Raw genomic sequence first — 21743 nt, forward strand, 5'->3', positions numbered from 1 at the left:
TATAAAAATCAACAGCCGTTTGCTGTCCAAAATTTTTAATCTTGTTAAACTGAAAAGAAATTTTATAAATCCGAGTGCATATTGAACAAAAACCGCAACGGCTCCGAATATATTTTTTCCTGTTGAAAAGCATTTTATTCAAATTTTTATTTACATTTGTCTTTTACATATTTTAATATAATATTTTTATGTTTAAATATTTTTTAACCCTCGAATGGAAATCTTTCACGCGTTCGGCAAGTTTTGGGAGAAGCCTTGCTTTGAAGATTTTTATGGCTTTTGTCGCTATTTACTTTCTGAGTGCCGCTCTTTTAATAGGAATCACCATTTATCCTGTTTTGAAAGAGACTTTTCCACAACAACAACCAATGCACGTTTTTAACAATTTTATTGCGATTTGGCTTTTGTGGGAATTAACAATTCGTTTTATGTTTCAATCGTTGCCTGTTATGAACATTAAACCTTTGTTAATAAACAATATACATCGCAATAAAATCATTCACTACGTACTTGCAAAAACCATTTTTTCTCCTTTTAATCTGTTTGCACCTTTAATTTTTATTCCGTTTGGAATATGGGTTATTTTTTCAGAAGATTATTCGTTTCTAACCGTTTTTTGTTGGTGGATTGCAATGTTTGCACTGGTTTTTTTAGCAAATTTCACAAATTTCATTTTGATTAAAAAATTTGGTGAAAATCTAAAAGATTTACTTCCTTATGCAAGAAGCATTCTGATTCTCATAGCTTTAGAATATTTCAACATATTTAGCACCACGAAATTTATTGGAAAATCATTCAATTTATTGCTTGATTATCCTTTTTTGGCTGTTATTCCTATAATATCAACTTTAGGAATTTACACACTGAATTTCAATAACTTATCAAAAACTTTATATCTGGATTCCGCCCTAAAAGGAAAAACCGAGAAAGTCAGTACATCAAACTTTGAATGGCTAAAACGATTTGGAAATATTGCTCCTTTCTTACAACTTGACTTAAAACTCATTTGGCGTAACAAACGCACCAAATCTGTTTTTTGGACTTGCCTGATTTTCGTGTTTTATGGCTTGATATTTTATCCAAATCCATCTTTTAAAGATACGCAATATTTTTATGTTTTTGTTGGCATTTTCGTAACGGGAACATTTTTGATTAATTTCGGACAATTCGTACCCGCCTGGGACAGTGCATATTATTCGATGCTAATGTCACAAAACATCTCATTAAAGCAATATTTAAACTCAAAGGCTGTATTGTTCTATTTTTCAATTATTATTGCATTTATCATTTCAACTCCTTACATTTATTTCGGCAAACATATTTTTCTAATCAACACATCTTGTGCTCTTTACAATATTGGAATTGGAGTTCCTTCCGTTCTTTTCTTAGGAGCTTATAACAAAAAACGTATCGATTTGGATAAACGTGGTTTTGGAAATTATCAAGGTACAGGAATGGCACAGTGGATTGTTTCGTTACCTATACTACTCATTCCCATAATTTTATGGCTTGTTGTTAGTATTTTCTTTGATAATACGATTGCTTCCATAGTTCTTGGTTTGATAGGAATCATAGGTCTGGTTTTCAGAAATTATTTTATGAACATCATTGTAAAGAAATATAAATCAAGAAAATACATCGCCATAAGCGGATTCAAAGAAATTCAGTAAGTTAGAATAGAATCAACCTTTAATTATCATCTCATAAAAATTACAAAATATGATTGAAGTAAAAAATCTTAGCAAAACATACGGTGGCACAACTGTACTCAACATTCCTGATTTGACCATAAAAAAAGGAGAAAGTTTTGGTCTTGTTGGGAACAACGGTGCCGGAAAAACAACTTTTTTCAGTTTATTGCTCGACCTTATTCAGCCCACAACTGGCAATATTACAAATAATGGAATTCAGGTCAATATCAGTGAAAATTGGAAACCATTCACATCAGCTTTTATTGATGAAAGTTTCCTAATCGGATACTTAACCGCAGAAGAATATTTTTATTTCATAGGAGAAATTCGCGGGCAAAATAAAGCAGATATTGACAACCATATCCAAAAATACAGCGATTTTTTTAACGACGAAATTTTAGGAAAACAAAAATATTTGAGAGATTTATCCAAAGGAAATCAGAAAAAAGTAGGAATAATCGCTTCTCTCATCGGGAATCCTCAGGTTATCATTCTTGATGAACCTTTCGCTAATTTAGATCCTACCACTCAAATTCGACTTAAAAAAATGATTAAAGAATTAACTGAAAATAAAGAAGTTACAATCCTTATTTCGAGCCACGATTTACTGCATACCGTAGAAGTTTCAGACCGAATTGTAGTTTTAAACAAAGGGCTAATTGTTAAAGATATCCAAACTTCTGAAGAAACACTCAAAGAATTGGAAACTTTTTTCAAAATTGACTAAAAACCAAAAAACACCTACAAAACAAATACTTGTAGGTGTTTTTTTGATATTAACTAAATAATACTCTTATTCGTTTTCTGTTTTTTCTTCTGATTTTTCAACAGGTTTCTCAGCTGGTTTTTCAACTTTCTGAATTTCAGCAGCAACCTCAAACGGGAAATCGACAACAACCTCTCTGTGCAAACGGATAGAAGCTGTATATTTTCCTGTTCTTTTGATTGTATTACCTGCAATTGTGATAAATTTCTTATCAATTGCGTGACCTGCTTTTGCTAATTCTTCTGCTAAGTCAGAATTATTGATTGATCCAAACAATTTATCTCCTGAACCTACTTTTGCAATGATTTTCATTGTCAAAGCACCTAATGATTTAGCTACTTTTTTAGCCTCATCAACGATATGTTGCTCTTTGTAAGCTCTTTGTTTCAAGTTCTCAGCCAATACTTTTTTAGCCGATGGAGTAGCTAAAATTGCGAATCCTTGTGGTATTAAGTAATTGCGAGCGTAACCATTTTTCACTGTTACGACATCGTCTTTAAAACCTAAGTTTTGTACGTCTTGTTTTAATATAATCTCCATAGTATCTACTCCTTTTTATTATTTTAATAAATCTGCTACGTAAGGCATTAATGCTAAGTGACGTGCTCTTTTCACAGCAACAGCAACTTTACGTTGATATTTCAAAGAAGTTCCTGTAAGTCTTCTTGGTAACAATTTACCTTGTTCGTTCACAAATTTCAACAAGAAATCAGCATCTTTGTAATCGATGTACTTGATTCCTGATTTTTTAAAGCGACAGTATTTTTTTTGTTTTGAAGTGTCTATGTTTAATGGAGTTAAATACTTAATTTCTCCATCTTTTTTTCCTTTTGCTTGTTGTTCGATTGACATTTCCTTACGCTTTTTTAGTGTTCAACTTTACTCTTCTTTTTTCAGCCCACGCAACAGCGTGTTTGTCCAATTTCACTGTTAAATAACGCATTACACGCTCGTCACGTCTGAATTCCAATTCAAAAGCATCAATAACTTCACCAGCTACTTTGAACTCAAACAAGTGATAGAAACCACTTTTTTTGTTTTGGATAGGGTAAGCCAATTTTTTCAAGCCCCAATTCTCTTTTGCTACAAATTCTGCTCCCCTTGCTGTAAGAAAATTTTCAAACTTTTCTACTGCTTCCTTTATCTGTTGTTCAGATAAAACGGGATTCAAAATGAAAACAGTTTCGTAATGATTCATAAGTTTATTATTATATATTAAAAATTCAAGGGGCAAAAGTAATACTTTTTTCTGAAACTACAAAGTTTTCCGTTGCTTTATCTTCTTTTTCCAAAAATCATATATTCAATAATTTCTTTTTCGTGAGGTTTTCGTTTCAATAAAAAACTATCTATCAATTCTTTATATTCTTCTTTCATTTGTTTTGAAATATTTTTGAAAGGTTTTTGAAATTGCCCCGACAAAGCTCCTTTACAAATAATAGGTAACGATTTTTCTGTAATTCCCCACTTTTCAATAAATGCCTCCAGAAAATCATAATGCACCAACTGATGTTCATCATCAACCACATCAAGATATTTTTTTACTAACGGAAAATATTTTTCGCTTTGCAATCCTAAGCCAAAAACGACATAAGAACCTGGCATACAACTTTTTTCACCTTCCTCAACATCTTCATACCATTCAAACTCTTTCATTGCTGTTTGAGCGTATTGTTCTAACTTCGGATACAATTCGGCAAATTGAAGAGCTTGAGCAAAAAATCGGTGTGTGGCAGACTTGGCAAGCCCCTTAATCGGCAAAAATTTCTTCTCTCCTTTGGACGAAAACTTGATGTAATAACTCTCTGAAAATCCTCCTTTTAGCAATTTAATCAAAAAATCAAGTGCTTTGCCATAACTATCAGCAGTTTCGTTTTTCAATTTAATTTCCACTTGTGCAAATACATCGTTAGCTTTGCATTCCAAGTCTGTATCCTTAAAATAAATGAGTGAATCGGGAAGCGTTCCTGTTCCTTTTTTGAGATACATTTGAGCTTTTACCGAACCAAAATCTTTAGCTGCACGTTGCAATTCTTGCTGAGCAAACTGAACATAACCGTCTTTATGTTTTATTTTCAAATATGCCTGATACACATAAAGTTCCAGCTTATTTTCATTTATGTTTTCAAACGAAAAATCTTTTTTCAGTACATATTCCTTACTCCAATCATTGCCCACTACATCACAATACAGAGGTAAAAATTCCTTTTCCGACCATTCTCTTAAATTAAAAATGATACTACTTTTAAAATCGGAAAAAAGAGATTTATTTTCAGAAAGTTGCATTATTCCAAATAATTTTTCAATGATTTCTATGGTTTCACTTTCCGAACATTCCATCAAACCAAAATCAGTTAAATGATCACAGAGAACTCTAACTTCACGTTCGTTTTTTACCTTTATTTTTGATTCAAAAACTAACTTTTGAATATAATCTTTCAGTACATTTTGAAGTTCTGTTTTACGATTGATGTCCTCAAAATAGAAAGTTTCAGAATAAATTCGGTCAGCTAAAAGTAAAGGTTTTCCGTTTACATCATTCATTTTGCTTTCAAAGTCCAAAATCAATCTTAATTTATATTGAAAAAGAGGTTGATTTGTTGAATCCAAGAAAAAATGTTGTACTTTTTCCGCAATTTCTTTTGCAATAATAGCAAAATCAGCTTTAAAAATGCTATCTAATTCGGAAATTTTCAATTTATGTTCATAAGAATCCCAACTAAAATCATAAAGCGAATATTTAACTTCGTTTTTTAAGACTGAAATTCGCAAATAATCAAAATATCCTTCCTGAATACGACACTTTGAATATGGTTTTTCACCTTTGTATTGATTCTTCTTTGCTTCGAAGACAAATTTCACACCATCAAATATTTGCTTTACAATATTTTTTTGTTGTTCTTGATTCATAAAATTTTAATTTTTAAGGTAAACTACTTTTTTGGTTTGAAAAAATTCTTCCGAAAAAAAATCAGATATTTCGTACAAATGTACATTTTTAAAAGAGGCCAACTCCTCAGTTAAATCGCCTCCTTTCAAGTATAAAATCCCATTATCCAACGAATGTTTCGAACTTTTCTTTATCTTTCCTTTCACCCACTTCACAAATTCAGGCATTTGCGTCACAGCCCTACTTACAACAAAATCAAACTTTTTATCGATTTGCTCCACACGACTATTAATTGACGTAACATTATCAATATCAAGCTCTTTACAAACTTCTTCCACTACTTTTATTTTCTTCCCGATAGAATCAACCAAAGTAAATTTTGTCTGCGGAAACAGAATCGCCAACGGAACTCCCGGAAAACCGCCTCCCGTTCCCACATCAAGAACTTCACTATCAGGAAGAAAGGGCATTACCTTTGCTATTGCCAACGAATGCAAAACGTGTCGCTCGTAAAATAAGTCCATATCCTTTCTGGAAATCACATTTATTTTGGCATTCCACTGCTCATACACAGGTTTCAATTTTTCAAACTGAGCGATTTGTTTTTCTGTTAAGTTCTTGAAATATTTGCTGATAAGTTCCATTTGATTTATTTTAAAAAAGAAGAATATAATTTGGCAAAAGATTTCGTGTTTTTGATTTTTCTTACCTAAATTATTTCTGCAAAAAACTAAACGCAAAAGTATTAATTTTTTGATATGTTTTTAAATAAATACTTTAAAAAATTACGTAACTTTGCGACTTTAAGACTAATATTTTAAATTATGCAACAATTTTTATCTGACCGAATTAACAATATGGAAACCTCTGCCACATTGGCTATGGCGGCAAAGACACGTGAGCTGAAATCGCAAGGAAAAGACATCATCGGGCTAAGTTTGGGCGAACCCGATTTTAATATTCCTGACTTCATTAAAGAAGCTGCTATTAAGGCTATTAACCAAAATTACAGCAAATATTCTCCCGTGGATGGATATGCTGATTTGAAAGAAGCTATTTGTGAGAAATTCAAACGTGATAACAATTTGATTTACAAGCCTTCACAAATCAGTGTTTCAACCGGAGCAAAACAATGCTTGGCGAATGTAGCTTTGGTAATGATAAATGCCGGCGATGAGGTGATTTTTCCGGCACCTTACTGGGTAAGTTATAAAGATATCGTAAAAATTGCAGAAGGCGTTCCGGTTGAAGTTCATACTACCATCGAAAATGATTTTAAAATCACTCCGGAACAACTTGAGGCAGCCATCACACCAAAAACAAAAATGGTTTGGTTCAATTCGCCTTGTAATCCAAGTGGTTCGGTATATAGTCGGGAAGAATTGGAAGGCTTAGCAAAAGTACTTCGAAAATACCCAAATATTTTTATCCTTTCTGATGAAATTTACGAACATATCAATTTTGTAGGAAATCATACAAGTTTCGCTGAAATTGACGGGATGTACGACAGAACCATCACTGTTAATGGCGTATCGAAAGCATTTGCTATGACAGGATGGCGTATCGGTTACATTGGTGCTCCCGAATGGATTGCCAAAGCGTGTACGAAAATGCAAGGACAAATTACCAGCGGAGCAAATTCCATCGCTCAACGGGCTACAATTGCTGCTGTAAAAGCTCCTGTAAGCAAAATTCAATATATGATTGATGAATTTAAAAAACGTCGTGATTTGGTTTTAGATTTGCTGAGCGATGTAAAAGGATTCAAATTAAATGTTCCTGAAGGAGCTTTCTACGTTTTTCCTGATATTTCATATTTCTTCGGAAAAACATTACGCGGAAAAGCTATCAATTCTGCCTCCGATTTTTCACTTTATTTACTGGAAGAAGCCGGAGTGGCAACCGTTACAGGCGAGGCTTTCGGAGATGATAAATGCATCCGAATTTCGTACGCTGCTTCTGAAAAAGAACTTCGTGAGGCTATAAAACGAATTAAAGAAGTTTGTTCCTAAACAAAAAACCCTAATAATCAGTATTATTAAGAACACGAAAAATCACTTTGTTTCTGTTTTAGAAAATAAAAACGATTAAAAATTTGTAATTTAAAAAAGTTGTGCTATATTTGCACCCGCAATAAAGCACTAAGGGTTCTTAGCTCAGCTGGTTCAGAGCATCTGCCTTACAAGCAGAGGGTCACTGGTTCGAATCCAGTAGGACCCACTTAGTCGAATTTTTTCATATCATTGGGGTTCTTAGCTCAGCTGGTTCAGAGCATCTGCCTTACAAGCAGAGGGTCACTGGTTCGAATCCAGTAGGACCCACTTGATTAGAATTTTTTTAATGTTATTCTTTAGGGTTCTTAGCTCAGCTGGTTCAGAGCATCTGCCTTACAAGCAGAGGGTCACTGGTTCGAATCCAGTAGGACCCACAAAAGCTTCAAAGTTTCATACTTTGGAGTTTTTTTATTTCAGTATCTTTCCCTATTTATCTTTCCGATTATCAAAAATTAAACTTTTCTTAGGAAATATGCGTCCAGATATTTTTATGTTTATGTAATTGATATAGCGTATAAGCCACCATTCTATTTTCTGGTTTCTCTAAATTAGCATCGGATTTCAGCAAATCAATTGCCTGATAACGAGCGATTTTAAGTAAATCTTGATCTTTTACAATATCGGCAATCTTCAAGGATAAAACTCCACTTTGTTGAGTTCCCATCAAATCTCCCGGCCCTCTCAACTTTAAATCTACCTCAGCAATTTCAAATCCGTCATTCGTATTAACCATCGTTTCTATTCGAGTACGTGTATCACTTCCTAACTTATTGCCAGTCATCAATATACAATAACTTTGCTCACTTCCTCTTCCTACACGTCCACGCAATTGGTGCAATTGTGAAAGCCCAAAACGTTCCGCACTTTCTATAACCATCACCGAAGCATTTGGCACGTTTACTCCCACTTCAATCACTGTTGTCGCAACCATTATTTGAGTTTCACCTTTTACAAACTTTTCCATTTCAGCATCTTTTTCGGCTGGCTTCAATTTCCCGTGAACTATTGAAACTCTGTATTTTGGCAACGGAAAGCTACTCGAAATATATTCATAACCTTCATTAAGATTTTTAAAATCAAGCACTTCCGATTCTTCAATCAAAGGATATACCACATAAGCTTGCCTGCCTTTGTCAATCTCACTTTTAACAAATTCGTACACCTTTGTTCTGTTATTTTCAAATTGATGAATCGTTTTTATTGCCTTTCTGCCTGGTGGCAACTCATCAATCACCGAAATATCCAAATCGCCATACACGCTCATTGCCAGCGTTCGAGGAATTGGCGTGGCGGTCATTACCAAAATATGCGGCGGAATGTGATTTTTCCTCCAAAGTTTTGAGCGTTGTGCTACTCCAAAGCGATGCTGTTCGTCAATAATTGCTAAGCCTAAATTATTGAAAATCACCTTATCTTCTAAAACAGCGTGTGTTCCTATCAAAATAGAAAGTTCTCCGCTTTGCAACTGATTATCAATTTCTTTTCGTTCACTTGTTTTGCTTGACCCCGTTAATAATGCTACTTTAACGTTTGTACTTTTCAATAAATCTGAAATCCCCTGAAAGTGCTGATTAGCAAGGATTTCCGTAGGAGCCATCAAACAAGCCTGAAAGCCATTATCCACCGCCAGAAGCATTGTCATCAGTGCCACAATTGTTTTTCCCGAACCGACATCTCCTTGTAAAAGCCTGTTCATCTGAGCATTACTTCCCAAATCATTTCGGATTTCTTTCAAAACGCGTTTTTGTGCATTTGTTAAGGGAAAAGGCAGGTGATTCTTATAAAAATTCGTAAAATTCTCCCCTACTCTATCGAATGGAAAACCTTTTATTTTCTGTTTTTGAAGAATATTTTTCCGAACTAATTGCAATTGAATATAAAAAAGTTCTTCAAATTTCAGCCGAAAGATAGCTTTTGTAAGTAATTCCTGATTTTTAGGAAAATGGACATTGATAAGAGCTTCTGACTTAGAAACTAAATTGAGAGAAGAAATTATGGTTTGTGGCAAACTTTCGTAAAATGCATTTCCGACATCTTCAAACAAATTTTGCACCAACTGCCTCATTATCCGATTGCTAATTCCTTTTTTTGTTAGCTTCTCAGTAGATGGATACACTGGCTGAATGCTTCCTCCTAAGTTTTTATCAAAATCTTTCAATAAATCCATTTCCGGATGTGCCATTGAAAAAACACCATTGAAAGGATTTACCTTCCCGAAAATAACATAAGGTTCATTGATTTTCAACGAATCTCGCATCCATTTCAAGCCTTTGAACCAAACCAATTCCATTGAGCCTGTGTCATCTACAAATGTTGCAACTAAGCGACTCATATTCTTTCGAGAGGTGGATTCCACTGTTTTTAAGTGAATTATCTTTCCTATTATCTGAACTTCGGAGCTATTATTCTGTAATTCATTGATTTTATAAAACCGAGTTCTGTCAATATATCGGAAGGGAAATAAATTTAACAAATCTTGAAACTCAAAAATACCCAATTCACTCTTCAGAAGCTCAGCACGTTGTGCTCCAACCCCTCGAAGACATACAATAGGAGTATGTAAAATTTCTGAATTTCTCATAACTTGATTCTTTAAAAAATTTCGTAAAAACAAGCAAATCCTTGTGGCAAAAATATATCTTTTATTGAAAAAAGTCGTTCCTTTGCAAAAAAAACTTATGATAAAATTAATTGTATCGGACATTGATGGCACTTTGGTAAATAGCAAAAAAGAAATTCCTGACAGTTTTTGGAGAATTTTCAATCTAATCAAAGAAAAAAATATTCGTTTTTGTGCCGCCAGCGGACGACAAATGCAAAGCCTTGAGCAACTTTTTGAACCGATTGCCTCTGAAATTGGTTTCGTGTCGGATAACGGGGCTCTTGCTAAATTCAAAGGACAAGAATTGTATGAAATCCCGTTAGAAATCAATGAAATAAAACCTATTTTGGAAGTTTGCGAGCAAATCAAAAATATTGGAACGGTTGTTTGCGGGAAGAAAAAAGCCTATATCAAAACCAATTCTGATAGTATTCTTGAAGAAATCCTTCGGCATTATCCTTCTTATCAAAGAGTTACGGATTTTTCAGCAATTGACGATACTGTTTTCAAAATCTCAATCTGTGATGAAAAAACTCCCAAACTGAATTCTTATCCGCAATTGAAAAGTTTTTCAAAAGATTTTAATGTAGTTATTTCTGGTAATTTTTGGCTTGATGTTACCAACCAAAAAGTAAATAAAGGATTAGCTTTGAGCGAATTGCAAAAATTATGGAATATAACTCCTGAACAAACTCTTGTTTTTGGCGACCAAATGAATGATATTGAAATGATGCAAACTGCAAAATTCAGCTACGCGATGAAAAACGCTGAACCAGAGGTAAAAAGAATTGCTTCTTTCGTAACAGACTACGACAACGATAATGAAGGTGTGATGAGAAAAATTGAGGAATTATTAAACAATATGTAAGCTCAACTTTGCTTATATGCTCAAAAATCATACCTTTTCTTCAAAAAATATCAGATATAATTTGGCAGTTTCAAAAAAAGTGCGTTAATTTGCACCCTGATTTTGATTAACTAAGATTTTATAATAATAGAAATAGAGAAAAATGGCTAGAGTTTGTGAATTAACAGGTAAAAAAGCTTTGGTGGGAAATAACGTATCTCACGCAATGAACAAAACAAAACGTAAATTCAACGTAAACTTAAGAACTAAACGTTTCTACATTCCTGAAGAGGACCGTTGGATTACATTGAGAGTATCGGCATCTGCGATGAAAACAATTGACAAAAAAGGTATTTACGCAGTTTTAAAAGAAATTGAACGCAAAGGGTACATTTAGTAGTATCTTAAAAACATAAAACACATAGTACAATGGCTAAGAAAGGAAATAGAATACAAGTTATTATGGAATGTACTGAGCATAAAGAATCTGGTATGCCAGGAACATCTCGTTACATCACAACAAAGAATAAAAAAAATACACCTGATAGATTGGAACTAAAAAAATTCAATCCTATCTTGAAAAGAGTAACTGTTCATAAAGAAATTAAATAATAAGGGTCATGGCAAAGAAAACAGTAGCAACATTACAGGGAAAATCAAAAAAATTGACAAAAGCCATTAAAATGGTTAGATCTCCTAAAACAGGTGCCTACACTTTTGTTGAAAGCGTTATGTCTCCTGAACTAGTAGATGAATTTTTGAAAAAGAAATAATTTAATTTTCTCTATTTATAATAACGAAAGCTGTCGTGAGACAGCTTTTTGCATTTGTAATCAGCAAAGATTTTTAAGAATCATCGTTTTATATACTTTTTTTTGTATTTTAGCGGAAATTTTTGAAGGGTACTTTTAAATTCCCTTTTCTTTTATATCATTTTTTGATCTCAAATTAATAAAAAATGGCACTAAAATTTTTAAAAAACATTTTTTCAAAAGAAAAAAAAGAAACGCTGGACAAAGGACTGGAAAAATCAAAAAACAGTTTTTTTGATAAACTCGGCAAGGCTATTGTTGGAAAATCAAAGGTAGATGATGAGGTACTTGATAATTTGGAAGAAATTCTCATAGCAAGTGATGTGGGGGTAAATACTACATTAAAAATTATTGAGCGAATTGAAACACGTGTTGCAAAAGATAAATACTTAGGAACAAAAGAATTAAATTCCATTTTAAAAGAAGAGATAGCTGGTTTACTTTCAGAAAGCAATAATATGGGAGAAGAAACCGATTTTTCTGTACCTTCAAATAAAAAACCATACGTGATTTTAGTAGTTGGCGTTAACGGAGCCGGAAAAACTACCACTATCGGGAAATTAGCTAATCAATTCAAAAAGAAAGGATTAAAAGTTGTATTGGGTGCAGGAGATACATTCCGTGCTGCGGCAATAGACCAGTTGCAAGTATGGGCAGACCGTGTTGAAGTACCTATCGTGAAGCAACAATTAGGGAGCGACCCAGCTTCAGTGGCTTATGATACTTTGACCTCGGCTATGAGCCAAAATGCAGATGTAGTAATCATTGATACAGCAGGAAGATTGCATAATAAAATCAACTTAATGAACGAATTAAGTAAAGTGAAACGTGTTATGCAAAAAGTAATTCCGGATGCTCCTCACGATGTTTTATTAGTTCTGGATGGTTCTACAGGGCAAAACGCTTTCGAGCAAGCCAAGGAATTTACTAAAGCAACCAACGTAACTGCACTTGCAATCACAAAGTTAGACGGAACTGCCAAAGGCGGGGTTGTGATTGGTATTTCCGACCAGTTCCAAATTCCTGTAAAATATATTGGTGTGGGAGAAGGAATTGATGATTTACAGATTTTTAATAAATATGAATTTGTAGATTCTTTCTTTAATGTTTAGATTTTACGAACATTTTATAACAAAAAGCGTATTCTTCTGAATACGCTTTTTTTATTACCAGTGGTTTTCAGCTTGGCATCCTCCCCAAATCAAAGTTGCTAAGTAAGGATTATCTATGAAAGGATTTCGATTTCCTTGTGCTTGCTGAATCACGTCATTTCTGTTTTTCTCAATTGATGAAACTGGGTCTTCTGCGTTCCATTTTAGTAACAAATCAATGCCTCCCGTTGAAATTTCTTCATTTAATTCCTCTGCATACCTCAAATTCAAGTAAAGAACCATTCTGGCTACATCTCCCTTCCACTCATCACCCGGAAACCAACTTTTATTCACCAATTTAGCTACTCCTTTTCCGTCTGTAAAAGGATAATTTCCACGTCTGTTATTCACTTTGGAATCACAAACTCTCAAATGATGTAAATCTGTAACTGCCTGTGTGATAATCTTTGAGCGTGGATACACGTGTTCTGTATTGAATGTATTGGGCGAATATTCCTTATTTCCTTCATACTCCTTCCAAAAACGTTCTTCTCCCGTGTAAATCAAAACGACTTTTTCCGAATTGTTATCTGAACGATCTGCTTTATAAAGATATTTATGTCTTTCCGAGTATTTCAGAAATTTGGAGTGCTTCTCAATGGTCAATACCGCCAAATCTTCATAAAGTTTCATTCCTTTTTTTGAGAAATCAACGCTACTATAATAATCTCTTAACTCAAACGGAATATTGTTTTTCTTTATGCTTCTATTTCTTTTTTGTTCAGGAAACGACGAATTACCACATATCGATAAAAATAATATTATTGTAAAAATTATTCCTTTTATAACCATAATCATCTCATTTTTTGAAATTTTATTCACAAAAGTATAAAATTCATACAAATAAAACAAAAAATGAATTTACACAAAAACCGGAATTACTAAAACATTTCATAATAAGATAAAAATACTTTTAAAATTTTGTTTTTTTATTTTGTAATTCTAAAATTTGAATTACATTAGCCTCCGAAAAAATGAGATAATTATGAAACGCGTAATAGTTGATTATAAAAAACTTACGAATGAAATTTTGTCAATGTTGGTAGAAAAGTATCCTGATGGATATGGTGACGATGATGTAATCCGCTTTAAAAATGCAAAGAACGAAACGGTTGAAGCTTTAGAGGTACGAACTGAGGACACTATTTATCTTGTGAAAGTGAGTACCCGATTGGCTGATACAATGGAAAATTTTGATGAAGATGATGATTTCTCAATCTCAGGAGAAGGTGATGATTTGGGCACAGGTGCTTTGGAAATACCTGATGATTCTGTTGATGATGATGAGTAATCTTTCTGCCGTAAAATAAAAAAGTTGGGAGTTCAATCCCAACTTTTTTTGTATTATTAAATCGTTTTTGACTAAAAACTCTTCTTTCAATTTTTAGTAAAAATGAATTATTATTTTTTGTAGTGCAATCGGTATTTCCAGAAAGAAACTGCTCCTAAAATAAGTACAAAAGCTACCGAATAATATACAAATGAAGGAGTTATGATTTTGTCTCCACTTGCATAACTATGCAATCCTGACAAATAGAAATTCACTCCGAAATAAGTCATCAAAATGCTAAAAAACGATACCGTGCTGGCAAAACTAAATGCCCATCGTCCTCGCAGACCAGGTACCAATCGCATATGAATCACAAAAGCATAGACCATAATGCTAACCAAAGCCCACGTTTCTTTCGGGTCCCAGCCCCAATAACGTCCCCAACTTTCGTTTGCCCACATTCCGCCTAAGAAATTTCCAATAGTAAGCATTACCAAACCAACCGTTAAAGCTAATTCATTAACAATCAGAAGTTCTTGAATAGCTGGCGATAATTTTCCTTTATTATTTTTATTGGTAAAAATCATCAAAAACATACACACAATTCCCAAAATTGCCCCTAAAGCAAAAGGTCCGTAACTTCCCACAATTACCGCTACGTGAATCATTAGCCAATAGCTGTTTAACACGGGTTGTAACGTTCCAATGGAAGGATCCATCCAATTCCAATGAGCTACCATCAATATCATTGAAGTTACAAATGTAGTAGATGCCAGCGACAAAGGAGAACGTTTTGCAAACAGTAAACCAATGCCCATTGTAGCCCAAGCCACATAAATCATACTCTCGTAAGCGTCACTCCAAGGAGCGTGTCCCGAAATATACCAACGCCCAATAAGCCCCAAAGTGTGAAGTGAAAACAGAATAAAAATCAGATATTTACATACAGTAACAGCAATCCTGACAATTTTCTTTTTTGAAAAAATATCAACAATGAGTAGCACAAACATAAATGTTCCTACATACAAATACCATTCAAATAATCGATTGAAAATATGAGCTTTATTGTATAAAATCTCAGCTTTTATCTTATTTTCAGAAGGTAAAACCTCTCCTCCGTGGTTTTGTTGATTCTTTTTAAAAGCATCTAACATTTTATCGGGATTGGTATAATCACCCGTTTGTACTGACTCCCGAAGCATATTCAAGTAAATAGGTACAGAACCATTTATAAAATTAGCATACAATGAATCTTTTACAATACTCGTATTTTCACGGAATTCGAGTGTTGATACCCATCTGTTATTTTCATCGTCCAAAAGCGGAAATATTTTCAAAATTTCCCCAGATAAGGCACGATTCAACAGCCCCATACGCTCATCTGCTTGCTTAAAATCCTTCTGGAATTGATTCGGAGTGTTTGTAGCGTAGGCTTCTTGCAAAAAAGGAGCAAGTTTATAGTTCATTTTTTCGTCATAAAAATCAACTGCACTTACATATTTCTTTCCTTTTTCAACTCCTAAGATTGAATGAAGACTATCATTTTGCTTTTTAACAAACATAAAATCAACATAATACCAAGCCATCGGATTTAACATCATTGAAACAAGTACCTGATTGGCATCCATTTCCTTGAAGGTATCATCTTTGCTCATTTTTCGCAAAAGCTCAGAGGCAAACGTATTTACAGGTTTCATTCGTCCTGCATCCTGAATGACAAGTTCCCCGAATTTCTTAGCGTGCTGTTTGCTTACGGTAGTAGCTTTCAGAATGGAATCTATCTGTTTTTCAGTAGGTCGCATTGAATGTTGAGCAAACAAAGAAGTGCCTCCCATCAAAAATAACAGAATAAGCAAAGTTGCACGTTTAGCTTGTATTTCTTTGAGTTGCTGAGCGAGCCTGATAAATCGAGATTTTCCAACAAACATAAAGGCTATCAATCCGCCATAAAGCAAAAAGTAACCTATGTACGTTAAAAGAGTACCCCAATAGTCGTGATTTACGGACAGAACAGAACCTTTTTCATCAGGATGAAATTGTGCTTGAAAAACTCTGTATCCCTTGTAATTCAATATGTTATTCATAAATATATCATAATCAAACTTCTCTTCTCCTGATTTTACAGAAACTTTACTTTTGAAAGCCGAATAACTTTTATCGGTTCCCGGATATTTATCGGCAATAAAATCATTCAGTGTAACAGAAAAAGGAATTTGAACACGGCGAGAGCCATAACTTATGTAAAAATCTAATCCATTCAAATTGACCATCATAGGAGGATTTACAGAACCTTTACCACCCAAAACAGTAACTTCTTTAACTTCATTTCCTGACTTTACTTCAAACACAACTGCATTCGGACTTTCTTTAGTAACCTCTTTTTCAGGTAGTTTCCGAATTCCTTCACGCCCTTTTACCATTGGCTCAGGAATTACAAATTGCGTTTGCCCCAAAACGTACAATGACCGCAAATGAAACGATTGAATGCTGTCTTTAAGCACTGGCGTCTGTTCCTGAGTTGCCATTGTCATATAATTACCCTCGAACGGAGTATTAATAAAATACCCTTCTTCATTAATTGTCAAGTTAATAGCTCCGGAAGTAGGACGATTCACTGCAAAAAGAATATTGTGAATATTACTAATTTCTCCGTCTTTCAAATAATGCTCGTGCCTTCCGCCTGAACCAGACTCCACCAATTTAAGATATCCTTCCCCTTCGGGATCCGGAACAAATCCGTCTTCAACTCCACGGATAAATTCTTTATATTTTACTTCGAAATCTTTCCCTTTAAAATCTGATTTCCAATGATATGAATTATTGGAGTGTTGCGAGAAGAGAACTTCAGTTTGGTTGCTACGTCTGAGTCCGTCTCCCTGATGTTCACCATCCACGAAAACAGTAACGTACGTTCTGTCAGAAACATAAAAATCAACTGTTTCTCCCTCTCGAATTGATATAATTCCCTCATCGCTGACATATCGTGTTATGAACGCTCCAACAATGATAAAAACCCACGAAAGATGCAACACCAACACCGCCCAATTTTCTTTTTTAAGCAAACTGTAACGCTTGATATTTCCTATGAAATTAATCATAAAAATTAGCATAATCAGCTCAAACCACCAAGCATTATACACCCAAATACGAGCAGTATCAATGCCATAATCATTCTCAATAAAAGTCCCCAAAGCCAATGCAACAGCAAAAACAACAAACAACACAGCCATCAAACGGGTTGAAAATAAAAATTTCGCAAGTAACTTTAACATAATTATATGATATGTGAATACAATATTTCCTAAGCAACAAAGATATGATTTAAAGCTCATACCTCAAAGCGTAAAAATTAAAAGTTTTATCATAAAAAGAAAACCTTGCTCAAGTTCAAAAACTCAAACAAAGTTTCTAATTTTTAAATATTTAAATCGGATTCTTTTTCTTAAAATCTGTAACCTATTTTAAGCCCTGCATTAGGCTCAACCGCCCAGAAATAGTTATTATCAGTAACTCCTTTTCCAAAGTTACGTGCTATGTTTATGTAAGGAGCCACAACAAAAGTATCATTGTAGTTCCACAAATATCCTACCCCTATTCCTAAAATGAAACTATCCAGATTTGTTATTTCTTTATCATTGTTTTTAAATTCCCCAAAACGTGTTTTGATAAAAGGATTTATATAAGGTCCTGACAAATTATCCAAATCAAAATAATAGTTGTATCCTAATTTAAAGCTTGTTGCCTTGAATTTTCCGTCCTTTTTAGGAAAATACGAAAATCTATCATTGAAAAATAACTCTCCTTCGATAGATTGATTAAACCCAACAAAATACTCATACCCAACTTCAATTGAAGCTATAGCAATCGCATTAAAAATATTCAATTTCACTTCGTGCTTAGGATAACTTTGAGTATCCTGTGCAAATGCTTTTAAAGAGAAAAGCACCAAACATACGATAATAATTTTTTTCATCTACAAGTGTATTAATAATATCGCGACAAAGATAGTATTTTTTTCGTAATATTAAAGAAATATATCTTACGGTTAAAAAATAAAAAAGAGATAAGGAAAAATCTCATCTCTTTTTTACGATATGAATTATAGAATTTTACTTCTATTTTTGTTCCAGTGGAGAGCCTTCTCTTGTGATATAAGTTAATTTCAAGGCATTAACCTCTTGTAATTTTTCTCTAATATCACTAACTAATCCCATATTTGTTTCTGCATCTACTTTCAATGCAGTGATGAAAATATCGCGTAACTCTTCACGGATTCCATCTCTGTATTGTAGTATGAAAGGAGCTACCTCTGATACATCTGCAAATTTATCATTAATTTGAATTTTTGCATTAGAACCAAATTTATCTTGGTATTTTTCAAGAGGTTTCCCTGCATATATATAAACCACCGGGTCTTTTTTATCAAGTTTTTGAACTTGGTCAGCTGTTGGCACCTTATTATGAACCATCAAATCGCTATCTTTCATCTCCGTTACTGTCATAAAGAAGAACAAAAGCATAAAAACAATATCAGGTAACGATGCCGTTGAAACTGGTGGCAATTCTCCACTTTTCTTTTTTGTAAATTTAGACATTTTGTTTCTGATTTTTAGTTTTTCTTAGGAGCTGTTTCCAATAATTTTCTTGGAAATAATTCCTGTAACTTCTTGATTTTTCCTTCCAGTACGTCCTTACGACTTCTCGGAGTTCTTGCTGCATTAAACTCTGCATCCATCTCCATATATGATACCTCTTCAGGGAATAAGCGTTTACGCTCACGCTCACGAAGCTCATTGTATGCAGCTATCAGCTCATTTTGAACAGCAATGTACGTTTTGTAAGATGTTTCACGGTCATTTCGAAGTGAAATTACTGCTTTCTCCGGATTATCTGATGAAAGAGGGTTTTTAGCTCCTTTACAGTGAGCACAAGTTCCGTCTCCGCCATTATCCAAAAATTCAACAGCTGTTTTTCTTACATTTTTCAACTCCATCAATTGGTTATTCACTAACAATTGATTGTTTTTATTCACTACCACAACCAACACGTTTTTCTCTTTTACAGGTGGTGGAGGTGGCATATCAACTGGAAGCTTTGGAGGTAACTTCGTGGTAATACCCGCATTGGTTTCAATTGTTGTCGTTACCAAGAAGAATATCAACAACAAGAATGCAATGTCAGCCATTGAACCCGCATTTACCTCAGGTATTCCTCTTCTTGCCATATTTCAATTATTTTATTAGTGCATTCTTCACCCCTGAAACAACCAACAAGCCTACAGCCACCGTTGTAAGGATATAGAATGAAATTAAACCTGCACTTACCAATTTCTCAGTTCCATCGCCACCGGCAAAAGCGTATGACAAACCTATGATAGCTACGAAAACTCCTGTGTAGATAAGTGTTTTTTTCAATGCTTTCGGAGATGATAATACGTTTTTCGCTCCTGAAATAACAGCTACCAAAATAGCCACAGCAAGCAAAACATACGATACAATAAACATCCACTGCATAGGAGTATTGTTAATTGCCTCGCTTGGGTTAGTCGTATCTGAAGAGACTAACAAAATCCAAAGCAATGCTCCTAACACCCCTAATGCTAAAGCACCTATTTTTGATATTTTGTACATAATCTAAAATTTCTTTAATTTAATAAAACTTGTTTCTTATCTTTTTTGTTTTGCTACCAACAAATCCACCAATGAGATAGAAGCATCTTCCATATCATTCACGATTGCATCAATTTTAGCAACGATGTAGTTGTAGAAAACTTGAAGGATAATAGCTACGATAAGTCCGAATACCGTTGTCAACAACGCAACTTTGATATCTCCTGCAATCAAAGAAGCATCAAGACCACCCGCAGCACTAATTTTATCGAACGCCTGAATCATCCCGATTACCGTTCCCATAAACCCTAACATCGGAGCAACGGCGATAAATAAAGAAACCCAAGATACGTTTTTCTCCAATTGTCCCATTTGAACACCACCATAAGCGATTACTGATTTTTCAACCATTTCAATTCCTTCGCTTGAACGGTCTAAACCTTGATAGAAAATAGAAGCAACAGGTCCTTTTGTATTGCGGCAAACTTCTTTAGCAGCCTCAATTCCTCCGTTGTCCAAAGCTGTTTCAACTTCAGCCACTAACTTTTTAGTATTTGTAGTAGCCAAGTTCAAGTAAATGATACGCTCTATCGCTACTGCCAATCCTAAAATCAAACAGAGTAATACAACCCCCATAAATGCAGGACCTCCCTCAATGAAACGCTCTTTTAAAATTTGGTGAAAACCTTTTGATGCTTCCGCACTTTCAACCTCTTGTGCGCTAACCATAGCGACATTCAAAATTAGCATAGCTGCAAATAACAGCTTAGATGTCATTTTTTTCATGTTTAATCTTTTTAATTTGTTAGTTAATTAATAATTATTTTAATGGTTAAATTACATTATTTTATGTAAGCAGAGAGGAAGGGATTCGAACCCTCGATACGCTTTTGACGTATACACACTTTCCAGGCGTGCTCCTTCAACCACTCGGACACCTCTCTATTTCAGAATGCCAAATAACGAATTTTTTTTCTATTGAGAAAGAAAAACGCTAACTTTTTATTAAATTTCTCCACTTATATTTTCTTCAAACTTGATTTTGAATAAATTAGAAGAAATATTTTTTTTCAACAAAATCATCAATTTTACGATTGCTGCCTCCGTTGTGATGTCTTTTCCGTTAATTACTCCTATTTTTCTCAGATACTCACTGGCTTCATATTTGCCTAAAATAACACTTCCGCCTGAACATTGTGTTACATTTACTATATGAATACCTTTTTCGATGGCTGCCTCAAGGCTTTTCAAAAACCAACCTTCAGTAGGAGCATTGCCCGAACCATACGTTTCTAAAACTACCGCTTTTAAGCCTGAAATATTAAAAATTCCGTTCAAAATTTTCTCCGTAATACCCGGGAACAATTTTATTATAGCTACGTTTTGGTCAAATTCTTTCCAGACTTTTAGCTTAACATTTGGTTTTTCAGGCAACAGATTTTCTTTCATAACTTTCAGATGTACACCACTTTCTGCAAGAGTTGGGTAATTAATCGAAACGAAAGCCTGAAAGTTTTCCGCATTAATTTTTGTAGTTCTGTTACCACGATATAACTTATATTCAAAGTACAAGCCCACCTCCTTAATTACGGATTCGCCATTTTCTTTCAATGCCGCCAATTGGATGGAGGTTATCAAATTCTCCTTAGCATCAGTACGCAAATCTCCTATCGGTAATTGCGAGCCGGTAAAAATTACAGGTTTTGAAAGCCCTTCAAGCATAAAACTCAGTGCTGATGCCGAGTAGCTCATTGTGTCACTTCCGTGCAAAACTACAAAACCATCGTAATTATCGTAGTTTTTCTCTATGGTTTCCGCGATGTTTACCCAATGCTCCGGATTCATATCAGATGAATCAATCGCCTTTTCAAATGACACCGAATCAATCAAGCAATCCAAATGTGACAGTTCGGGAATGCGATGATAAATATTCTCAAATTCAAACGCCTTCAAAACGCCTGTTTCGTAATCTTTTATCATCCCGATAGTTCCACCCGTATATATTAGTAGTATCTTTGAGCTTTCCGTTTCCATTCTCTAATCAAAAATTG

The 21743-nt window shown here is 34.2% G+C and carries 23 protein-coding genes and 4 tRNA genes; 12 read left to right on the forward strand and 15 right to left on the reverse strand.

The window, feature by feature from the left end; translation table 11 throughout:
* Positions 1-188 precede the first annotated feature (188 nt).
* Both CGC58_RS02720 and CGC58_RS02725 read left to right on the forward strand, forming a co-directional pair.
* Positions 189-1670, forward strand: a complete 1482-nt coding sequence (locus tag CGC58_RS02720) for a DUF5687 family protein (protein ID WP_095895012.1) — start codon at positions 189-191, stop codon at positions 1668-1670.
* Between the two features lie 49 nt (positions 1671-1719).
* Complete coding sequence (locus tag CGC58_RS02725; RefSeq protein ID WP_095895013.1) at positions 1720-2418, forward strand: ABC transporter ATP-binding protein; 699 nt, start codon at positions 1720-1722, stop codon at positions 2416-2418.
* A 66-nt stretch (positions 2419-2484) separates the two neighbouring features.
* On the opposite strand, the gene rplI is transcribed toward CGC58_RS02725, so the two are convergent.
* The 5 genes from rplI to rsmG form a co-directional block, all read right to left on the reverse strand.
* Positions 2485-2997 (reverse strand): 50S ribosomal protein L9, encoded by a 513-nt coding sequence (gene rplI / locus CGC58_RS02730; RefSeq protein WP_095895014.1) that lies wholly within the window; start codon positions 2995-2997, stop codon positions 2485-2487.
* 18 nt (positions 2998-3015) lie between these two features.
* A complete protein-coding gene (gene rpsR / locus CGC58_RS02735; RefSeq protein WP_018278818.1) occupies positions 3016-3309 on the reverse strand; it encodes a 30S ribosomal protein S18 in 294 nt (97 codons plus the stop codon).
* Positions 3310-3313: 4 nt separating this feature from the next.
* Positions 3314-3655: a 30S ribosomal protein S6 gene (rpsF, locus tag CGC58_RS02740; protein ID WP_095895015.1), complete on the reverse strand. Its 342-nt coding sequence runs from the start codon at positions 3653-3655 to the stop codon at positions 3314-3316.
* 77 nt (positions 3656-3732) lie between these two features.
* Positions 3733-5367 carry a DUF6138 family protein gene (locus CGC58_RS02745; RefSeq protein ID WP_095895016.1) on the reverse strand — a complete coding sequence of 545 codons (1635 nt, stop codon included), beginning with the start codon at positions 5365-5367 and terminating at the stop codon, positions 3733-3735.
* Positions 5368-5373: 6 nt separating this feature from the next.
* Positions 5374-5991 carry a 16S rRNA (guanine(527)-N(7))-methyltransferase RsmG gene (rsmG, locus tag CGC58_RS02750; protein ID WP_095895017.1) on the reverse strand — a complete coding sequence of 206 codons (618 nt, stop codon included), beginning with the start codon at positions 5989-5991 and terminating at the stop codon, positions 5374-5376.
* Positions 5992-6171: 180 nt separating this feature from the next.
* Here rsmG and CGC58_RS02755 point away from each other — a divergent pair, with 180 nt between their 5' ends.
* The 4 genes from CGC58_RS02755 (at position 6172) to CGC58_RS02770 (ending at position 7775) form a co-directional block, all read left to right on the forward strand.
* Positions 6172-7359: a pyridoxal phosphate-dependent aminotransferase gene (locus CGC58_RS02755; RefSeq protein ID WP_095895018.1), complete on the forward strand. Its 1188-nt coding sequence runs from the start codon at positions 6172-6174 to the stop codon at positions 7357-7359.
* Between the two features lie 133 nt (positions 7360-7492).
* A tRNA-Val gene (locus CGC58_RS02760) sits at positions 7493-7567 on the forward strand.
* A gap of 26 nt (positions 7568-7593) precedes the next feature.
* A tRNA-Val gene (locus CGC58_RS02765) sits at positions 7594-7668 on the forward strand.
* Positions 7669-7700: 32 nt separating this feature from the next.
* A tRNA-Val gene (locus CGC58_RS02770) sits at positions 7701-7775 on the forward strand.
* 89 nt (positions 7776-7864) lie between these two features.
* Here CGC58_RS02770 and recG read toward each other — a convergent pair.
* Positions 7865-9982, reverse strand: a complete 2118-nt coding sequence (recG, locus tag CGC58_RS02775) for an ATP-dependent DNA helicase RecG (protein ID WP_095897083.1) — start codon at positions 9980-9982, stop codon at positions 7865-7867.
* 97 nt (positions 9983-10079) lie between these two features.
* Here recG and CGC58_RS02780 point away from each other — a divergent pair, with 97 nt between their 5' ends.
* The 5 genes from CGC58_RS02780 to ftsY all read left to right on the forward strand — a co-directional run bounded on the left by CGC58_RS02780 (position 10080) and on the right by ftsY (position 12774).
* Entirely contained in the window at positions 10080-10871 is a 792-nt protein-coding gene (locus CGC58_RS02780; protein WP_095895019.1) for an HAD family hydrolase, read from the forward strand.
* Positions 10872-11013: 142 nt separating this feature from the next.
* Complete coding sequence (rpmB, locus tag CGC58_RS02785) at positions 11014-11247, forward strand: 50S ribosomal protein L28 (protein ID WP_095895020.1); 234 nt, start codon at positions 11014-11016, stop codon at positions 11245-11247.
* A gap of 32 nt (positions 11248-11279) precedes the next feature.
* Positions 11280-11462, forward strand: a complete 183-nt coding sequence (gene rpmG / locus CGC58_RS02790) for a 50S ribosomal protein L33 (RefSeq protein ID WP_042007879.1) — start codon at positions 11280-11282, stop codon at positions 11460-11462.
* Positions 11463-11470: 8 nt separating this feature from the next.
* The gene (locus tag CGC58_RS02795; protein ID WP_095895021.1) at positions 11471-11623 is read left to right on the forward strand and encodes a DUF4295 domain-containing protein; all 153 of its coding nucleotides are present in this window, start codon (positions 11471-11473) and stop codon (positions 11621-11623) included.
* 185 nt (positions 11624-11808) lie between these two features.
* A complete protein-coding gene (ftsY, locus tag CGC58_RS02800) occupies positions 11809-12774 on the forward strand; it encodes a signal recognition particle-docking protein FtsY (protein WP_095895022.1) in 966 nt (321 codons plus the stop codon).
* 54 nt (positions 12775-12828) lie between these two features.
* Here ftsY and CGC58_RS02805 read toward each other — a convergent pair whose 3' ends face one another.
* Positions 12829-13611, reverse strand: coding sequence for an endonuclease I family protein (locus CGC58_RS02805; protein ID WP_095897084.1), 783 nt, complete (start codon positions 13609-13611; stop codon positions 12829-12831).
* 187 nt (positions 13612-13798) lie between these two features.
* On the opposite strand from CGC58_RS02805, the gene CGC58_RS02810 reads away from it, so the two are divergent.
* Entirely contained in the window at positions 13799-14104 is a 306-nt protein-coding gene (locus CGC58_RS02810; RefSeq protein WP_095895023.1) for a hypothetical protein, read from the forward strand.
* Positions 14105-14214: 110 nt separating this feature from the next.
* On the opposite strand, the gene ccsA is transcribed toward CGC58_RS02810, so the two are convergent.
* The 8 genes from ccsA to CGC58_RS02850 form a co-directional block, all read right to left on the reverse strand.
* Complete coding sequence (gene ccsA, locus CGC58_RS02815; RefSeq protein WP_095895024.1) at positions 14215-17355, reverse strand: cytochrome c biogenesis protein CcsA; 3141 nt, start codon at positions 17353-17355, stop codon at positions 14215-14217.
* Positions 17356-17525: 170 nt separating this feature from the next.
* A complete protein-coding gene (locus CGC58_RS02820; RefSeq protein WP_095895025.1) occupies positions 17526-18056 on the reverse strand; it encodes a porin family protein in 531 nt (176 codons plus the stop codon).
* Between the two features lie 142 nt (positions 18057-18198).
* The gene (locus CGC58_RS02825) at positions 18199-18678 is read right to left on the reverse strand and encodes an ExbD/TolR family protein (protein ID WP_095895026.1); all 480 of its coding nucleotides are present in this window, start codon (positions 18676-18678) and stop codon (positions 18199-18201) included.
* A gap of 14 nt (positions 18679-18692) precedes the next feature.
* Entirely contained in the window at positions 18693-19307 is a 615-nt protein-coding gene (locus CGC58_RS02830) for an ExbD/TolR family protein (protein WP_095895027.1), read from the reverse strand.
* 7 nt (positions 19308-19314) lie between these two features.
* Positions 19315-19713 carry a hypothetical protein gene (locus CGC58_RS02835; protein WP_095895028.1) on the reverse strand — a complete coding sequence of 133 codons (399 nt, stop codon included), beginning with the start codon at positions 19711-19713 and terminating at the stop codon, positions 19315-19317.
* A 36-nt stretch (positions 19714-19749) separates the two neighbouring features.
* The gene (locus tag CGC58_RS02840; protein WP_095895029.1) at positions 19750-20478 is read right to left on the reverse strand and encodes a MotA/TolQ/ExbB proton channel family protein; all 729 of its coding nucleotides are present in this window, start codon (positions 20476-20478) and stop codon (positions 19750-19752) included.
* Between the two features lie 70 nt (positions 20479-20548).
* Positions 20549-20636 (reverse strand) — tRNA-Ser (locus CGC58_RS02845).
* Positions 20637-20697: 61 nt separating this feature from the next.
* Positions 20698-21726 carry an asparaginase gene (locus CGC58_RS02850; RefSeq protein ID WP_095895030.1) on the reverse strand — a complete coding sequence of 343 codons (1029 nt, stop codon included), beginning with the start codon at positions 21724-21726 and terminating at the stop codon, positions 20698-20700.
* Between the last annotated feature and the right edge of the window lie 17 nt (positions 21727-21743).

It is taken from the genome of Capnocytophaga stomatis (assembly GCF_002302635.1).
Classification (GTDB): domain Bacteria; phylum Bacteroidota; class Bacteroidia; order Flavobacteriales; family Flavobacteriaceae; genus Capnocytophaga; species Capnocytophaga stomatis.

What these genes read in the sequence shown, in the direction of transcription:
- CGC58_RS02805 (WP_095897084.1), bottom strand. Translation starts at nt 13,611, where the DNA reads ATGATTATGGTTATAAAAGGAATAATTTTTACAATAATATTATTTTTA.
- CGC58_RS02795 (WP_095895021.1), top strand. Translation starts at nt 11,471, where the DNA reads ATGGCAAAGAAAACAGTAGCAACATTACAGGGAAAATCAAAAAAATTG.
- rpmG (WP_042007879.1), top strand. Translation starts at nt 11,280, where the DNA reads ATGGCTAAGAAAGGAAATAGAATACAAGTTATTATGGAATGTACTGAG.
- rsmG (WP_095895017.1), bottom strand. Translation starts at nt 5,991, where the DNA reads ATGGAACTTATCAGCAAATATTTCAAGAACTTAACAGAAAAACAAATC.
- rpsF (WP_095895015.1), bottom strand. Translation starts at nt 3,655, where the DNA reads ATGAATCATTACGAAACTGTTTTCATTTTGAATCCCGTTTTATCTGAA.
- CGC58_RS02825 (WP_095895026.1), bottom strand. Translation starts at nt 18,678, where the DNA reads ATGTCTAAATTTACAAAAAAGAAAAGTGGAGAATTGCCACCAGTTTCA.
- recG (WP_095897083.1), bottom strand. Translation starts at nt 9,982, where the DNA reads ATGAGAAATTCAGAAATTTTACATACTCCTATTGTATGTCTTCGAGGG.
- rpsR (WP_018278818.1), bottom strand. Translation starts at nt 3,309, where the DNA reads ATGTCAATCGAACAACAAGCAAAAGGAAAAAAAGATGGAGAAATTAAG.
- CGC58_RS02780 (WP_095895019.1), top strand. Translation starts at nt 10,080, where the DNA reads ATGATAAAATTAATTGTATCGGACATTGATGGCACTTTGGTAAATAGC.
- CGC58_RS02725 (WP_095895013.1), top strand. Translation starts at nt 1,720, where the DNA reads ATGATTGAAGTAAAAAATCTTAGCAAAACATACGGTGGCACAACTGTA.
- CGC58_RS02840 (WP_095895029.1), bottom strand. Translation starts at nt 20,478, where the DNA reads ATGAAAAAAATGACATCTAAGCTGTTATTTGCAGCTATGCTAATTTTG.
- CGC58_RS02820 (WP_095895025.1), bottom strand. Translation starts at nt 18,056, where the DNA reads ATGAAAAAAATTATTATCGTATGTTTGGTGCTTTTCTCTTTAAAAGCA.
- ftsY (WP_095895022.1), top strand. Translation starts at nt 11,809, where the DNA reads ATGGCACTAAAATTTTTAAAAAACATTTTTTCAAAAGAAAAAAAAGAA.
- CGC58_RS02850 (WP_095895030.1), bottom strand. Translation starts at nt 21,726, where the DNA reads ATGGAAACGGAAAGCTCAAAGATACTACTAATATATACGGGTGGAACT.
- CGC58_RS02745 (WP_095895016.1), bottom strand. Translation starts at nt 5,367, where the DNA reads ATGAATCAAGAACAACAAAAAAATATTGTAAAGCAAATATTTGATGGT.
- rplI (WP_095895014.1), bottom strand. Translation starts at nt 2,997, where the DNA reads ATGGAGATTATATTAAAACAAGACGTACAAAACTTAGGTTTTAAAGAC.
- CGC58_RS02830 (WP_095895027.1), bottom strand. Translation starts at nt 19,307, where the DNA reads ATGGCAAGAAGAGGAATACCTGAGGTAAATGCGGGTTCAATGGCTGAC.
- CGC58_RS02835 (WP_095895028.1), bottom strand. Translation starts at nt 19,713, where the DNA reads ATGTACAAAATATCAAAAATAGGTGCTTTAGCATTAGGGGTGTTAGGA.
- CGC58_RS02720 (WP_095895012.1), top strand. Translation starts at nt 189, where the DNA reads ATGTTTAAATATTTTTTAACCCTCGAATGGAAATCTTTCACGCGTTCG.
- ccsA (WP_095895024.1), bottom strand. Translation starts at nt 17,355, where the DNA reads ATGTTAAAGTTACTTGCGAAATTTTTATTTTCAACCCGTTTGATGGCT.
- rpmB (WP_095895020.1), top strand. Translation starts at nt 11,014, where the DNA reads ATGGCTAGAGTTTGTGAATTAACAGGTAAAAAAGCTTTGGTGGGAAAT.
- CGC58_RS02755 (WP_095895018.1), top strand. Translation starts at nt 6,172, where the DNA reads ATGCAACAATTTTTATCTGACCGAATTAACAATATGGAAACCTCTGCC.
- CGC58_RS02810 (WP_095895023.1), top strand. Translation starts at nt 13,799, where the DNA reads ATGAAACGCGTAATAGTTGATTATAAAAAACTTACGAATGAAATTTTG.